15 protein-coding genes are annotated in these 14759 nt (G+C 57.7%); 6 read left to right on the forward strand and 9 right to left on the reverse strand.

What is annotated here, in order from left to right; all coding sequences use genetic code 11:
• Positions 1-72: 72 nt before the first annotated feature.
• A complete protein-coding gene (gene pabB / locus SB725_RS17220) occupies positions 73-1410 on the forward strand; it encodes an aminodeoxychorismate synthase component I (RefSeq protein ID WP_410922320.1) in 1338 nt (445 codons plus the stop codon).
• A 101-nt stretch (positions 1411-1511) separates the two neighbouring features.
• Here pabB and thrH read toward each other — a convergent pair whose 3' ends face one another.
• Positions 1512-2129, reverse strand: coding sequence for a bifunctional phosphoserine phosphatase/homoserine phosphotransferase ThrH (gene thrH, locus SB725_RS17225; protein ID WP_027922539.1), 618 nt, complete (start codon positions 2127-2129; stop codon positions 1512-1514).
• Positions 2130-2302: 173 nt separating this feature from the next.
• Here thrH and SB725_RS17230 point away from each other — a divergent pair, with 173 nt between their 5' ends.
• Positions 2303-3043: a phosphoadenylyl-sulfate reductase gene (locus tag SB725_RS17230; RefSeq protein WP_008027340.1), complete on the forward strand. Its 741-nt coding sequence runs from the start codon at positions 2303-2305 to the stop codon at positions 3041-3043.
• Positions 3044-3113: 70 nt separating this feature from the next.
• Here the strand turns inward: SB725_RS17230 and SB725_RS17235 are convergent, their stop codons facing one another.
• Complete coding sequence (locus tag SB725_RS17235) at positions 3114-4037, reverse strand: LysR family transcriptional regulator (RefSeq protein WP_410922323.1); 924 nt, start codon at positions 4035-4037, stop codon at positions 3114-3116.
• 125 nt (positions 4038-4162) lie between these two features.
• Here SB725_RS17235 and SB725_RS17240 point away from each other — a divergent pair, with 125 nt between their 5' ends.
• The gene (locus tag SB725_RS17240; RefSeq protein WP_410922325.1) at positions 4163-4909 is read left to right on the forward strand and encodes a 3-oxoacyl-ACP reductase family protein; all 747 of its coding nucleotides are present in this window, start codon (positions 4163-4165) and stop codon (positions 4907-4909) included.
• A gap of 63 nt (positions 4910-4972) precedes the next feature.
• Here the strand turns inward: SB725_RS17240 and SB725_RS17245 are convergent, their stop codons facing one another.
• Positions 4973-5668, reverse strand: a complete 696-nt coding sequence (locus SB725_RS17245; protein WP_027922536.1) for an HAD-IA family hydrolase — start codon at positions 5666-5668, stop codon at positions 4973-4975.
• 252 nt (positions 5669-5920) lie between these two features.
• Here SB725_RS17245 and SB725_RS17250 point away from each other — a divergent pair, with 252 nt between their 5' ends.
• From SB725_RS17250 to SB725_RS17260, 3 genes are read left to right on the forward strand one after another with little or no spacing between them, the layout of a single operon-like run.
• Positions 5921-10774 (forward strand): RHS repeat-associated core domain-containing protein, encoded by a 4854-nt coding sequence (locus SB725_RS17250; RefSeq protein WP_410922327.1) that lies wholly within the window; start codon positions 5921-5923, stop codon positions 10772-10774.
• Positions 10774-11166 carry a hypothetical protein gene (locus tag SB725_RS17255; protein WP_410922329.1) on the forward strand — a complete coding sequence of 131 codons (393 nt, stop codon included), beginning with the start codon at positions 10774-10776 and terminating at the stop codon, positions 11164-11166. Before SB725_RS17250 ends, SB725_RS17255 begins: the two co-directional genes overlap by 1 nt.
• Before the next feature lie 45 nt (positions 11167-11211).
• Positions 11212-11502, forward strand: a complete 291-nt coding sequence (locus SB725_RS17260) for a hypothetical protein (protein ID WP_410922331.1) — start codon at positions 11212-11214, stop codon at positions 11500-11502.
• Positions 11503-12136: 634 nt separating this feature from the next.
• Here SB725_RS17260 and SB725_RS17265 read toward each other — a convergent pair.
• The 6 genes from SB725_RS17265 to SB725_RS17290 form a co-directional block, all read right to left on the reverse strand.
• Positions 12137-12349 (reverse strand): hypothetical protein, encoded by a 213-nt coding sequence (locus SB725_RS17265; protein WP_059181332.1) that lies wholly within the window; start codon positions 12347-12349, stop codon positions 12137-12139.
• 98 nt (positions 12350-12447) lie between these two features.
• Positions 12448-12630, reverse strand: a complete 183-nt coding sequence (locus SB725_RS17270; RefSeq protein ID WP_027922531.1) for a hypothetical protein — start codon at positions 12628-12630, stop codon at positions 12448-12450.
• Between the two features lie 122 nt (positions 12631-12752).
• On the reverse strand, positions 12753-13226 hold the full coding sequence (locus SB725_RS17275) for a glycine zipper domain-containing protein (protein ID WP_050590149.1): 474 nt from the start codon (positions 13224-13226) through the stop codon (positions 12753-12755).
• Positions 13227-13340: 114 nt separating this feature from the next.
• On the reverse strand, positions 13341-13712 hold the full coding sequence (locus tag SB725_RS17280; protein ID WP_027922529.1) for a hypothetical protein: 372 nt from the start codon (positions 13710-13712) through the stop codon (positions 13341-13343).
• A 336-nt stretch (positions 13713-14048) separates the two neighbouring features.
• Positions 14049-14237: a hypothetical protein gene (locus SB725_RS17285; protein WP_027922528.1), complete on the reverse strand. Its 189-nt coding sequence runs from the start codon at positions 14235-14237 to the stop codon at positions 14049-14051.
• 177 nt (positions 14238-14414) lie between these two features.
• Positions 14415-14735: a YbjQ family protein gene (locus SB725_RS17290; protein ID WP_027922527.1), complete on the reverse strand. Its 321-nt coding sequence runs from the start codon at positions 14733-14735 to the stop codon at positions 14415-14417.
• Positions 14736-14759: the final 24 nt, after the last annotated feature.

Here is a 14759-nt window from a genome sequence, read left to right on the forward strand (position 1 = left end):
ATCCCCTCTAGGAGCAAATCCTGCAGAGGACTACAATCGCCACCCCGCCTCGATGGCTGACCCGCCCCGCCCATGTTGACCTGTTCCGTACACCCGCTCCCTTATCGCGCCAACCCCGCCGACTACTTCGCGGCGATTCGTCACGCGCCCGGCGCTGTGCTGCTCGACAGTGGCCGGCCAAGTGCCGAGCGTGGGCGTTTTGATTTGCTCAGCGCCTGGCCGCTGGCGCAACTGGCTGTATTACCCGACGAAAGCGGCAGCGATTTCCTGCAACGCCTGCGCGAAAACCTGACACGACTCGGTAAAGCGCAAGTGCCTGATGAACTGCCCTTCGCCGGCGGCCTGATCGGTTACCTGAGCTACGACTTCGGTCGGCACCTGGAAAACCTGCCGAGCCAGGCGCAAGACGATCTGCAATTGCCCGATGCGCGTTTCGGGTTATATGACTGGGCCTTGATCAGCGATCACCACGTGAAGACCAGTCAACTGGTGTTTCACCCGTCGTTGGTCAATAGCGAACGCCAGCGTCTGATCACACTGTTCAGTCAGCCGCCGGCCGAAACCCTTGAACCTTTCACCCTGAAAGCGCCGATGCGTGCCGACCTGAGCGCCGACCAGTATCGCCAGGCGCTGGAACGCATTCAGAACTACATCCAGGCCGGTGACTGCTACCAGGTCAACTTCGCCCAGCGCTTCCGGGCGGAGTGCCAAGGCGATCCATGGGCAGCGTACGTCGCGTTGCGCGCCGCGTGCCCGACGCCATTTTCCGGTTTCCAGAGCCTGCCCGAGGGCGGCGCGGTGCTGAGCCTGTCGCCGGAGCGCTTCGTCAAAGTCAGCGAACGGCAGGTGGAAACCCGTCCGATCAAAGGCACCCGCCCTCGCGGCCTGACCGCTGCCGAAGACGCGGCGAATGCCGCCGAACTGCTCGCCAGCGCCAAGGATCGCGCGGAAAACCTGATGATTGTCGACCTGCTGCGCAATGACCTCGGGCGCACCTGCCGCATTGGTTCGGTGCGAGTGCCGGAGTTGTTCAGCCTGGAAAGCTATCCGAACGTGCATCATCTGGTGAGCAGCGTGACCGGTGAACTGGCGGATGACCGCGATGCGCTGGACCTGATTGCCGGCAGCTTCCCCGGCGGCTCGATCACTGGTGCGCCGAAGATTCGGGCGATGCAGATTATTGATGAGCTGGAGCCGACCCGGCGTGGATTGTACTGCGGGTCATTGCTGTATCTGGATGTGCGCGGCGAGATGGACAGTTCCATCGCGATTCGCAGCTTGCTGGTCAAGGATGGGCAAGTGTGTTGCTGGGGCGGTGGCGGAATCGTCGCTGACTCCGAGTGGCAGGCCGAGTATCAGGAATCGATAACCAAGGTCAAAGTCCTGCTCGACACCCTGCAAAACCTTTAAAAGCATCGTCGGAACGCCGCCCGGACCCAGCCCGGCTCCCACAGGTTTAGCGCAATACCTGTAGGCGCCGGGCTTGCCCGCGATGAGGCCCTTCCAGACGACTAAAGGCTCAACGCCCGATTAGAAGCCTTGATGAACTCCTGCTTCAGCGCCTCAAACGTATGCACCGCCGGGAACTGTGGAAACTCGCGAATCACATTGTCCGGCGCATGGAATAGAATCCCCGCATCCGCCTCACCCAGCATCGTCGTGTCGTTGTACGAATCCCCCGCCGCGATCACCCGATAGTAGAGGCTCTTGAAGGACAGAACCGACTGACGCTTGGGATCTTTCTGACGCAGCTGATAGCTGGTCACCCGACCGGAATCATCGGTAATCAAGCGATGGCACAGCAACGTCGGAAAACCCAGCTGGCGCATCAACGGCTGCGAAAACTCATAGAACGTGTCTGACAGGATCACCACCTGGAAGCGCTCGCGCAGCCAATTAACGAACTCGATGGCGCCATCGAGCGGCTTGAGCGTGGCAATCACTTCCTGGATATCGGCGAGTTTCAGCCCGTGTTCATCGAGAATTCGCAGGCGTTGCTTCATCAGCACGTCATAGTCAGGAATGTCCCGGGTGGTAGCCCGCAGGGATTCGATTCCGGTTTTTTCGGCAAACGCGATCCATATTTCCGGGACCAGTACACCTTCAAGATCCAGACAGGCAATTTCCACAAGACACTCCCATTTGTATTGATTATTGAGTCGAGCGAGCAAAAAGACTGCCGAACTCTAGCGATTCGGGCTGACCGGCGCAACGCAGAGGGCGCGCCAGCGGCTGCAGGATTTTGTTACCATCGCAGCCATATAGAGCGCCCAGCGCCACCGACCTGTAGGAAGCCGCCCTGATGAGCCCAACGTTCGACGTCGTGGAACTCGCCACGACCTATGCCAATAAGTCCGCCCAGGACATCCTGAAACTCGCCTTTGCCGAGTTTGGCGATGACCTGTGGATATCTTTCAGCGGCGCCGAAGACGTGGTGCTGGTAGACATGGCCTGGAAGCTGAACAAGAACGTCAAGGTGTTCAGCCTCGATACCGGCCGCTTGCACCCGGAAACCTACCGTTTCATCGATCAGGTGCGCGAGCACTACAAGATCGACATCGAACTGGTGTCGCCGGACTACACGAAACTTGAACCCTTCGTGAAGGAAAAAGGCCTGTTCAGTTTCTACAAGGACGGCCATGGCGAATGCTGCGGCATCCGCAAGATCGAGCCGCTGCGCCGCAAGTTGTCCGGCGTCACCGCCTGGGCCACCGGCCAGCGCCGGGACCAGAGCCCCGGCACCCGCAGCGCCGTCGCGGTGCTGGAAATCGACACCGCGTTCTCGACGCCCGAGCGCACCCTGTACAAATTCAATCCGCTGGCGCAAATGACCAGCGAAGAGATCTGGGGCTACATCCGCATGCTGGAGCTGCCCTACAACAGCCTGCATGAGCGCGGGTTCATCAGCATTGGCTGCGAACCGTGCACCCGTCCGGTGCTGCCGAACCAGCATGAGCGCGAAGGTCGCTGGTGGTGGGAAGAGGCGACGCAGAAAGAATGCGGGTTGCATGCAGGCAACATCATCAGCAAATCCAAGGCCTGATCCCGAGCCTTGTGAGATCCCCTGTGGGAGCGGCAGACCGCGATGACAGCAACTCGGCCCCAAGCCGAACTCAAACCGCACTAAACCGCTGCCCCAGCCCCTGCTCCGCAAACTGCTCAATGATGAAATCCACAAACGCCCGGGTCTTGCCCGGCAACAGTTTGTGTTCCGCGTAATAGATCGAAATGTTGCCATCGTCGACATACCAGTCCGGCAGCACCCGCTGTAGCTTCCCGCTCTCCAGAAACCCCGAGGCGAACGGCATGCTGACCAGCGCAATCCCCAGCCCCTGGGCCGCCGTCGCGCACGCGGCTTCCGAATCACTCATGGTCATCCGCGCCTTCAATGTCAGCGGACTGTGTTGCTGCGTGCGACTGGTCAACTGCCAGGAACGCACCCGGCCGGTCTGCGGCGAACGAATCAGAATGCCGTCGTGGTGCTTGAGATCATCGGGCTCGGCGATCGCATCATGCGCCTCCAGATAACCGGCTGACGCCACCAACACCCGATGCGCCGGCGCCAGTTTGCGCGCCACCACCCCTTGGGGCAGTTCGAAACCACCGCCAATGGCCGCATCGAACCCCTGCGCAATCAAATCGACCTGACGGTTATCGAAATGCCAGTCCGGGTTGATCACGGGGAAGCGCCGCAAAAACTCCCCCAGCAACGGCACGACATACAAGCGCCCAAACACCGTGCCCATGCTGACCTTCAGTGTCCCCGCCGGTCGGCCTTCGGCGCTGGCCAGATTGGCCACCGCATTCTGGATCGTGTGCAGGCTGGAACTGACCTCGCCAAGGAACAGCTGACCGGCCTCGGTCAACGTCAGGCTGCGGGTGCTGCGCTGAAATAGCCGCACACCAAGCCGTGCCTCGAGCTTTGCCACACTCTTGCCTACGGCGGCCGGGGTCAAACTCAAGCGCCGCGCGGCTTCGGCAAAGCTGCCGACCTCTGCACTGCGCACAAAGCATTCGATACTGCTGAAGGTTTCCATAGGTGCCACTATAAACTTTTGGTTTACACAGACTATCGCAATTGCCGGCTACTCATCGCCTGATCCTCAATCGATACTAGGCTCCATCAACCGAGGCATCTCGCCTCGGGATTTTGGAGATCGTTATGACTACTCAGAACCTCAGCGGCAAAGTGGCTTTGATTCAAGGCGGTTCCCGCGGTATCGGCGCCGCCATCGTCAAACGTCTGGCCGCTGAAGGCGCAACCGTTGCCTTCACCTACGTCAGCTCCACGGCCAAAGCCGAAGAATTGCAAAACAGCATCACCAGCAGCGGCGGCAAAGCCCTGGCCATCAAGGCGGACAGCGCCGACGCTGAAGCCATCCGCAACGCCGTGAGCGCTACGGTTAAAGCCTTCGGTCGCCTGGACATCCTGGTCAACAACGCTGGCGTGCTGGCCGTTGCACCACTGGAGGATTTCAAACTCGAAGATTTCGACCAGACCCTGGCCATCAACGTGCGCAGCGTGTTCATCGCCACCCAGGCCGCCGCCAAACACATGACTGAAGGCGGTCGCATCATCAACATCGGCAGCACCAACGCCGACCGCATGCCCTTCGCCGGTGGCGGCCCTTACGCCATGAGCAAATCAGCGCTGGTAGGTCTGACCAAAGGCTTGGCCCGCGACCTCGGCCCGCGCGGCATCACCATTAATAATGTGCAGCCCGGCCCGGTCGACACCGACATGAACCCGGCTGACGGTGACTTTGCGGAAAGCCTGATCCCGTTGATGGCAGTGGGTCGCTACGGCAAAGCAGAAGAGATCGCCAGCTTCGTGGCCTACCTAGTCGGTCCGGAAGCCGGTTACATCACCGGGGCCAGCCTGACCATCGACGGTGGTTTCGGCGCCTGATGCGCTAGACACAAGCAAAAGTGGGAGCGAGCCTGTTCGCTCCCACTTTTGCTTACGGGTGCGTTAAGCCCATTCGAGGGCGGGTAAACCACACGCGCTCGGTGTGAACGCTTTCAGCGTACGAAGAATGCCATCGGCATGTGCGTATTTCTCATCCGCCATGGCTGCATCCGGGATCGCTATCGCGGTCATCCCCGCCGCTTTCGCCGCGGTGACGCCAAACGGCGAATCCTCAAACACCAGGCAGTCCTCAGGCGCAACGCCCAGGCGCCGCGCTGCGGTGAGGAAAATATCCGGCGCCGGTTTAGCTGCGCCGACCTCCGGGTCGTCGGCCGTCACAACGAAATCGAACAGCGCAAACCAGTCACGGTGCAACGTGGTCTTCTGCCCGAACGACTGACGCGAGGAACTGGTACCCACGGCAATCGGAATGTTGTTGGCCTTCAAGTGCCGCACCAGTTCCTCAGCACCCGGCATCGCCAGCGCGGCAGGAAAACGCTCGCGCATCAATGGTTCGCGGATCACCAGGAACTCTTCGGCAGTGATCGGCAAATCGAGCGCCTCGACCACGTATCGCGCCAGATCACCGGCCCCACGGCCAATGATGTTTTGCTTGATGCTCCAGTCGAAAACCCGACCGTAACGCGCGGCAATCAGCGACGTGACCTCGGTGTAAATGCCCTCGGTGTCCAGCAACAAGCCGTCCATGTCGAAAATCACAGCCTTGATCGGGCCGAACTGATTGAGCGGTGCATTCATCGCATCGGATCCGTTTTCTAATGACATCCCAGAGGCGGCGCAGGTGTGGCCGGGTCCGTGATCGATTAAAGGATTCAGCAGCATAGCGAGCGCGGCTGACATTGAGCAACGGGCAATGCCCGACCGTTACAAAAAGTGCTGACCGTCATTTAGCGACTTTCCCTACATAAAACGCCTCTTTTCCCGACTTCTTTAGCCGCTGATCCCAAGCAAAGTCTCGCGCTCACATCTGATCTGCGCGAGGGACTGCGAATGTTCGAACCTGACAAGGTTCTGGCCTTGAACAACACCATCGGACTGCTGGTGGTCGCTGCCATGGACCCTGAGCAGCCGAATGTCGAAGGGTTGCTGGCTGACTTTCGACTGTGCCTCAACGACTACGATGCCTGGGCGGAGAGTTTCTGGACCGGCAAGGCGCTGGATATCGAGCAGGTGTTCAAGGTCGGCAACGAAGTCCGGCTGGTCGCGCCAAAGCATTCCACTGCGCCTGTCAGCTCCACCGTCGGGGCGTGCCCGGCCAGCGGCTCGTTGACGCTGGTACACATGTTCGACGCGGCGCAATTCGTCCCCATCGGCAATACGCCGGTGATGCTCGAGCCGTTGAATGCTGATGGCACCTATGGCGAGCCGGTCAACCACGAGATCGGCCCCAGCGGCATTCTCGAAATCCCCAAGTGCGAACGCGGCCAACGTTACCGCATCACCTTCTTTCCGAATGTTTCCACCGATCATGTCAAAGCACTCTACGCCTCCTATCAAGGCGTCATCGACGGCCTGGAAGACTGGCTGCGCAATGAGTGGACGACTGAATTCGAAGCGCCATGGGCCGAGTATGCACAAGCCGGATTCCTCAAGCGCTACGGCCTGTTGCAACAAGCTGACTGGCTCGGTGTTGAGACGTCGCTGAACGGTTTGTGGGATGACGTGAAGCAGATTTACGAGCTGATCACCGACCTGCAGGCCAACAGCGAAAAACTCCTTGAGTACCTGACCGAAGTAGAACTTGAAACGCTGCTGCAGGCCTCGGCTGAATCGATTGCCAATCTGTTGCTGGTGTTGAGTGACGAGCCGTTGATGTTCATCCATCTGGCAGCGTTCACCAGTTGGCTGCGGATGATGCCACCGCAGCACATCGCCGAAGTTGTGGCGGAAATTCGTACAGGGGTATTGATTGCATTCCTGCTGGCACGCTTCACGGGGCCTTTAGGGCTGAGGTTCGGTATCAGTGCGAAGGTGCTGGGCAAAATCAAATCGGAGCGAGCGCGTAAATGGCTGGCAGCCGCGAGTTTGCGCCTGGCCGCTCTATCCGACTTGACGCCCCATACGGGCGTATTCAAACCCCTCGCGGTCAACATCCGCACTGTTCCGCTGAACCCTGCGCCTGCGGTGCCGCTACAGATCAGTGCAGGCTCTGCACCGGTTGTATGGGTGAACAACCCGGTCGCCATTGCTCGCAACAAATCCGCACCCAAGACTCGCCTGAGCCGGCACGAACAGCGCGACGACGCCCCCGAGCAGGCGAAAAACCCCAACGGCGACAGCGCCGATTGCGGGCCACTGACCTGCATCAATGGCTGTCCGGTGTCGATGGTCACCGGCGAAGAGTTGCTGACCCTGGACGATGGATCGCTCAACGGTTTGTTGCCGTTTGCGTTTACCCGGTTGTACCGAAGCAGCGCGGTGGAAATCGATTGCGGGCTGGGCTGGGGCTGGAGTCATTCGCTGGCGCATCGGCTGGAGCTGAACGCAGAGCACGTCGTCTGGATCGACCATGAAAACCGCCGCACGACATTTCCGCTGCCCAGCCAGAAACGCCCGGCCATTCACAACAGCCTGTCGCGGGCGGCGATTTATTCAGGGGATCAACCAGAAGAACTGGTGCTCGCCCTCGCTGGCGAAACCGCGCGGTTCTATCACTTTCGCAATGGCCGGCTGACCACGATCAGCGATGCCTATAACAACAGGCTGCACATCACCCGTGACCGGCAGGATCGCATTCAGCGCCTCGACAACGGCGCCGGTCGTTCGCTGCTGTTGCGCTACGAGCGCCGGCACATCGTCGCCGTCGAGTACCAGTCGTTTCACCCCGCCGATACGGCGGCTGACGCCTGGCGTACCGAGCAAACGCTGATTGCCTACCGCTACGACGCCCGACAGCGACTGATCGAAGCGACCAATGCCGCCGGGGAAAGCGAACGGTACGACTACGACGACCGACACGTGATTCTCCAGCGGCAATTGGCCGGTGGGGCCAGTTTTTTTTGGGAGTGGGAGCGGTCCGGCAAAGCGGCCCGATGCACAAGGCACTGGGCGACGTTCGCGCAAATGGATACGCGCTATGCCTGGGACGACAACGGCGCAGTGCTGGTTAAAAACGTCGATGGCAGCGAGGAGGTTTACGTCCATGACGATACGGCGCGGTTGGTGCGCCGGGTCGGGCCGGATGGCGCCGAGCACCTCAAGACTTATGACCACAAGGGTCAGCTGATTGCCGAACAGGGGCCGTTGGGGGCCATTACTCAATACCGCTACGACGATCTCGGGCGGCTGATTGCGCTGATTCCACCTGAAGATGAGCCAACGTCCTACGAATACCGCAACGGTTTCCTGCATGCGCGTTATCGCGGTCAGGCGGTATGGAAATATCAACGCAATGCTCAGGGTGATGTCACCGAATCCATCGACCCCGACGGCCAGGTCACTCACTACCACTACGACACTCAAGGACGACTGGCATCGATCCGTTTTCCGGACAGCAGTCGTCATGTTTTCGTTCGGGATGCTATCGGGCAACTGATCGAGGAGACCTTGCCGGACGGCGGTCAGCGGCGGTTTTCCTACGACGCTCTGGGACGGCAGATTACCCGTCAGGATGAACATGGCGCTGTCACTCACTACCAATGGGACGCCGTTGGCCGACTGCTCCAGACGACTCTTCCTACTGGTGCCAGCCGAGCCTTCAGCTACAACGCCTACGGCAAAATCACCGCCGAACGCGATGAATTGGGGCGTGTCACGCGCTTTGAGTACGACGATGACCTGCACCTGGTCAGCCGCCGGATCAACCCCGACGGCACGCATCTGCACTATCGCTATGACAACGCACGGCTTCTGCTGACCGAAATCGAGAACGAGTCCGGCGAACACTATCGACTGGACTACACAGCTAGTGGATTGATCCGACAGGAAGTCGGATTTGACGGTCGACGCACTGCGTATGCCTACGACCTCAATGGTCATCTGCTGGAAAAAATAGAGTTCGGCGATGACGGCTCGCAACTGATGACCCGTTACCAACGGGACTCAACCGGTCGCCTGCTGATCAAAACCCTGCCCGACGGCAACAACGTCGAATACCACTACGACAGCCTGGGCCGCTTGGTCAGTGTCGACGACAACCACGATCACCCACTGGAATTCGAATACGACACTCAGAACCGGCTGATCACAGAACACCAGAGCTGGGCCACATTGCGCTATGGCTACGACGCGTGCGGCCGACTCAACCACCTGCGCCTGCCAGACAACAGCAAAATCGATTACCACCGCGCCAAGGGTGGCGCACTGACAGCCATCGACCTCAACGGCACCCGGCTCACAAGCCACACCTATCAATTCGGCCGCGAACTAAAGCGCCAGCAAGGCTTGTTACACAGCCAGTACGACCACGACGAACAAGGTCGTCTGAAGGCCCATGCCGTCAGCCAACACCAGCAATCGCTGTATCGACGCGATTATGCCTACAGCGCCAACGGCAACCTCGACACCCTCGCGGACACCCGCCATGGCCAACGCAACTACCAATACGATCCGCTCAACCGCCTGATCCGCGTCCGTCACTCCCGCGACCAACAACCCGAAAGCTTCTTCCACGACCCCGCCGGTAACCTGCTGATGCAGGATCGCCCCGGCCCGGCCGCCGTCAAAGGCAATCGCCTGTTGATGCAAGGCGACCGCCACTTCGACTACGACGCCTTCGGCAACCTGATCCGCGAACGCCGCGGCACCGGGCAAAAACTCGTCACCGAATACCACTACGACTGCCAACACCGGTTAATCAGCGCCACGCTGCCCAACGGCACCTGCGCGACCTACCGCTACGACGCCTTCGGCCGCCGCATCCGCAAAACCGTCGACGGCAAAACCACCGAGTTTTTCTGGCAAGGCGACCAGCTCATCGCCGAACACAGCCTGGACCACCACCGCAGCTACCTCTACGAACCCGGCACCTTCCGCCCACTCGCCATGCTCGACGGCAAAGGCCCACGCCAGGCCTGCCCGTTCTACTACCAACTCGACCACCTTGGCACCCCCCAAGAACTCACCGACTACAGCGGCGACATCATCTGGGCCGCGCAATACACCGCCTACGGCCGCCTGACCCGGTTGAATCGCGATACCCATCAGGTGCTGGATCAACCGTTGAGGTTTCAAGGGCAGTATTTCGACGCGGAGACGGGGCTGCATTACAACCGGCATCGTTATTACAACCCGGATCTGGGACGGTATTTGACGCCGGACCCGAGTGGGTTAGCGGGTGGGTTGAACGGGTATCAGTACACGCGGAACCCGACGGGGTGGGTTGATCCGTTGGGGTTGAATGAGTGTCCTGGAGGGGATGGGTGTAAGAGGCCGGCGTTTGGGGAGGAGGATCCGGCGGGGAAGGTTAAGGTTGATGAGGGAGAGCCTTCACTTCCCTCCTCGACAGGGGAAAACGAGTATCTATATCGTGGTGATTTGCGTAAGCCAGATGAAATTTTTGATACTGGGTTCTTGAGTAGAGGAGATAGTAATGATTTATTACTTCATGTTTGGGACAACAAGAACCCGCCGAGCAATTTTATAAGCACATCTACTGACCCAGAGATAGCTATAGATTTCGGCACCAAGTACAGGACCAAAAATGGTTATATGTACACCCTCAGGCGAGTTTTTGGCCATGACGTCAACAAGGAGTTACACCCTGATGACATTCCTTACGACTATGAAGATGAGATAGCTATTCCTAGCAGGGTAAAAACCGGAGACATTATAGGTGTTACCCCCCTAAAAAAAGACGGAAGCTATATTGGATACTCAATACCAAACCCTCAAAGGAAACGATAATGACAATTGAAAAAATTTCTATCTTGATCGATAACAAACAAGAGATTGCTGTACTCGATTGTGATGAAGACACACCATCCATCCAAATAACATTGAAGAGCGGTCGAACACAAAAATTCTCAGGGCTTGATATTTATGAATGTCTTGGAAAAATAATCAAGTCGTTTCCTGAAATTAAATTTCTATGCAAAGGAGCAAAAATAAACGTGCGACCCTCCAGTATGTCGTCGCAGATGAGCTGTGGGATTATGGCCTACGAGCACAAATTAGGAGTCCGAGCATCTAGAAAGGATCTGGTCAATATCTTTCAGTATGATGATCAAGACATTGTTCACGACCCACAAATGCAAACCGATTTCTTCCATCGTTGGTTAGAATCAATCAAAAAATAGTCAATACAAAAAAAAAAAAACAACCTTAAACCAAAAAAGGTGCTCATGAAAGCATTTGAAATAACCACACTCTCCGATGGCACCTTTGCCAGTACTATAATTGAATATCAGCGCGAGGGGGCGCTATTAACCTTACGAACCAAGTTCAATCCGGAGAAAACATATAAAGCGCATGACCTGCTCCAAAGCTTTGGTTTATTAAGAGCAGATTATCCGACAACAAAATTTCTATGCAAAGGCGCTAAAATCAATGTTTACACATTCGAGAATGTCATCGCAAATATCTGCTGGCCTAGTCGCATACGAGCTTCAACTAGGCAGGCCTACGGATCTTGAGGACGTAGTGAGAATTTTTGACTACGAGGAAAATGACATCACAAACAACATCCAGCTATAACAGGCGTTCTACAAACGCTGGATCGAGTCGCCAGCGAACAGGTGTCAAAATAGCTGTTTGTAGCGCAAAGGTTGCCAAGTTCCTGAAAGCAATGACTATCAAAAAGCCCAACAAATAGCTGGGCTTTGATACTTAAATGCATTATCGAACTAGCCACCCTTCTCATCTTCGGCATCGCCAGCGCTGGCATCACCAGCACTACCAGACTTTCCAGCCCCACCACTCCCCATCGAATCCCCTCCACTCACAGCCCCACTCCCCTTCCCCGGACTAGTACTACTCCCATTCGCATCCCCCCCATTCCCACCATTAATACTCCCCGGCGGCAACGCATCACCATCAGCAGAATTCGCATTCATTTCAGTCGACGGAGGCATCCCCCCTTTATCCACAGGCGCATCATTCCCATTGGATTGAGCCAGCGCACTCAACGAGCCGACAGACAACAGCCCTGCAATGATCAGGGCTGTGAGTTTTGAACTGACCATGACGCATCTCCTTTAAAAAAGGTGCATACCTGATCTGGCAGCGCTCTGTTTTTAAAGGTGCCACACAACCGACGAGCGGCTTGACTCAGCTCGGCTCGCCTGAGTAATCCTCACCGGCAATGTCCGGATCTTCAGGGTCCGCCTCGACATCACCGCGCCTCACATCATCGTCAGGCACTTGCTCCACCGCCGTATCGTCATCGGGCGGACGTTGATCACGACTCAACGAATCGGTCGGTGACGGCAGCGGATATTCAGGTGTGTCGTCGGTGTCGGTGTCTTTCGGATCAGCGTTCATAAGCACCTCTCAAAGGGCCTGAAAAGCAGGCCCTGATAGTTCGAGGGGTGATGCAGGGTGGTGTTCGATCAGAGAGACGATCGGTTAAACAAAACACATCAATCTACGTCTTCATCCTCTTCTTCGTACTCGAGGTTCCCCACATCGCCCGCGTCATCAGAGTCGTTGAGGGGCACCGTGGCGTCGTCCATGAGTGAACCCGGATCTTCATTGCCAGGGTCGTTGATGAATGGAAGTCCGCTTGGGCCTTTTTGTTCTTTGCCTTCGGTTTCTGGCGTCATGGCATGCCTCGCATTATTGGGGGGTGTATGAAGTTCGAGACCGCCTGTGGCCAATCGTTCCGGTTTGCGAATTGCAGACACAAAAAACCCGGCACCAGGCCGGGTTTCTATTCGAGAGCGTATTAGTGATGCTTGTTTTTGTGCTTATGCTTGTGACCGTTCCCGTGGCCGGAATGTGAGCTGCCATTGTTGCCGTCGTCGCCCAGGTTGTTCCCGACTGCACCACCCGCGGCACCGCCAAGGCCCGCGCCGATGGTCGAACCGGTCGAGCCGCCGAGGCTGTTGCCAACCACTGAGCCACCTGCTGCACCTAAACCACCGCCAATAGCCGCCTCGTTGCGATTGCCTTTACTCGCCCCGACTGCGCTACCGGCCGCACCACCAACGCCCGCGCCAATAGCGGCGCCTGTGCTGCCGCCCAATTGTCCGCCGACGACGTTACCCAACGCACCACCCAGACCGCCGCCCACTGCAGCGGTGCCGTCGCCGGCCGCCATTGCACCTTGAGCCGCGAACAGTCCAACCACAAACGCAGACAGCACCAAACGTCGAGCAATGATGTTTCTACACTTTTTGCCGTTGTTAACCGGAGTCATGGGAAGCCTCTTATTCTACGGGGGTATACGACCTTTGAGGCTTGGGTCAAAGAATCGTTCATTAACGAAAAAGCCCGGCGTTTAGCCGGGCTCTTCGATGCTGATCGATCAGGATCAGTGACGCTTGTGACCGTTGGCCAGGTTGCTGCCAACGCCGCCGCCCAAAGCACCACCCAAACCAGCGCCGATGGTGGAACCGCTCTTGCCACCCAGGCTGTTGCCGATCACCGAACCGCCGGCCGCGCCAACGCCACCACCAATGGCAGCGGAAGTACGGTGGCCTTTGCGTGCTGTAACAGCACTGCCGGCTGCGCCCGCTACGCCCGCACCAATCGCTGCGCCGGTGCTGCCGCCCATGCTTTGGCCGACCACATTACCCAGCGCACCGCCCAGACCGCCGCCAATTGCCGCGGTGCCATCACTGGCAGCCATCGCACCTTGAGCAACCAGAAGCCCAAGAACCAGTGCAGGCAGAGTTAAACGCATGACGAAAACCTCAAAAATAGGGAGATAAATGAAAGGCGGGGATTGAATGCTTTAGCGCACGAAACGTCCACACAAAAACCTCCGCACCTCGCAATTAGCGACGGTTGGACAGCGTTTATGGAAAAGGTTTTATGGCAGGCAAAAAAAAGCCCGCTGGGGAACGGGCCAGGTACTGCTTTCTAACGGATGGTTTGAGCCTACGGGCGATGCTGTGAAAAGTTTGTGAAAAAACAAACGACCAACACCACCGAGCGTCTGCCACCGGGTTTTCAACCGACAATGGGTGCTGTAACAACGAAAAACCCCGCTGAATGGCGGGGTTTGTGCGGTTAACGGTTACTTCCTGGAAGGCGCTGCCACTCTCGGTAGAAATTTCGACTTCGGCCCTCTGGGCACGGTGGATTTCACTTTGCCGACCTGGACCGGGTCTTCCCCGAAGCCCGCCACATACTCTGTCTGGCCGCATTTAACGCAATTGTTGATTGGAAATTCAGCCCCGTCGTCTTCGATATACGGATCAGCCATACCTCTTCCCCTCTCAAAAAGGGTCGACACCGGCAAAGCCATTTGCCTGAAAAATATCGACCACCAAGGCTTTTGAGACTAGTCGGTCATTACCGGACTTGTAATTCAGATTGTTGCGTGCCCGACGAATGGCCCGCGCTGCGACCGATAAAACACCTCGCGATCAAACAAATCGAATCACTTCAATCTGACCGCTGTCCCCGTCACAAACACCACGACCATCCCGCCCTTGCCAGCCGGCATGCTGATCTCAAAATCGAGCCCTACCACGGCGTCCGCCTGAAGCGCTCGCGCCCGCTCCTTGATCTCGTCAGTCGCCTGAATCCGCGCTTCCTTCAACGCCCGCTCCAACGTCTGGGAACGCCCACCGAAAAAATCCCGCATCCCGGCAAACACGTCGCGGATAACGTTCACGCCCTGCACTGACTCGGCACTGACGATATCCAGGTAGGCGGTGATCTGACGGCCTTCGATGGCGTGGGTTGTGGTGGTGATCATAGGAATTCCTTCTTTATAAACAGC

It is taken from the genome of Pseudomonas sp. SIMBA_041 (genome assembly GCF_046535095.1).
Taxonomy (GTDB): domain Bacteria; phylum Pseudomonadota; class Gammaproteobacteria; order Pseudomonadales; family Pseudomonadaceae; genus Aquipseudomonas; species Aquipseudomonas mucoides.

Bases quoted from the DNA above. Each gene is read 5' to 3' on its own strand.
- pabB (WP_410922320.1), top strand. From the start codon at position 73: ATGTTGACCTGTTCCGTACACCCGCTCCCTTATCGCGCCAACCCCGCC.
- SB725_RS17230 (WP_008027340.1), top strand. From the start codon at position 2,303: ATGAGCCCAACGTTCGACGTCGTGGAACTCGCCACGACCTATGCCAAT.
- SB725_RS17235 (WP_410922323.1), bottom strand. From the start codon at position 4,037: ATGGAAACCTTCAGCAGTATCGAATGCTTTGTGCGCAGTGCAGAGGTC.
- SB725_RS17240 (WP_410922325.1), top strand. From the start codon at position 4,163: ATGACTACTCAGAACCTCAGCGGCAAAGTGGCTTTGATTCAAGGCGGT.
- SB725_RS17245 (WP_027922536.1), bottom strand. From the start codon at position 5,668: ATGAATGCACCGCTCAATCAGTTCGGCCCGATCAAGGCTGTGATTTTC.
- SB725_RS17250 (WP_410922327.1), top strand. From the start codon at position 5,921: ATGTTCGAACCTGACAAGGTTCTGGCCTTGAACAACACCATCGGACTG.
- SB725_RS17255 (WP_410922329.1), top strand. From the start codon at position 10,774: ATGACAATTGAAAAAATTTCTATCTTGATCGATAACAAACAAGAGATT.
- SB725_RS17260 (WP_410922331.1), top strand. From the start codon at position 11,212: ATGAAAGCATTTGAAATAACCACACTCTCCGATGGCACCTTTGCCAGT.
- SB725_RS17265 (WP_059181332.1), bottom strand. From the start codon at position 12,349: ATGAACGCTGATCCGAAAGACACCGACACCGACGACACACCTGAATAT.
- SB725_RS17270 (WP_027922531.1), bottom strand. From the start codon at position 12,630: ATGACGCCAGAAACCGAAGGCAAAGAACAAAAAGGCCCAAGCGGACTT.
- SB725_RS17275 (WP_050590149.1), bottom strand. From the start codon at position 13,226: ATGACTCCGGTTAACAACGGCAAAAAGTGTAGAAACATCATTGCTCGA.
- SB725_RS17280 (WP_027922529.1), bottom strand. From the start codon at position 13,712: ATGCGTTTAACTCTGCCTGCACTGGTTCTTGGGCTTCTGGTTGCTCAA.
- SB725_RS17285 (WP_027922528.1), bottom strand. From the start codon at position 14,237: ATGGCTGATCCGTATATCGAAGACGACGGGGCTGAATTTCCAATCAAC.
- SB725_RS17290 (WP_027922527.1), bottom strand. From the start codon at position 14,735: ATGATCACCACCACAACCCACGCCATCGAAGGCCGTCAGATCACCGCC.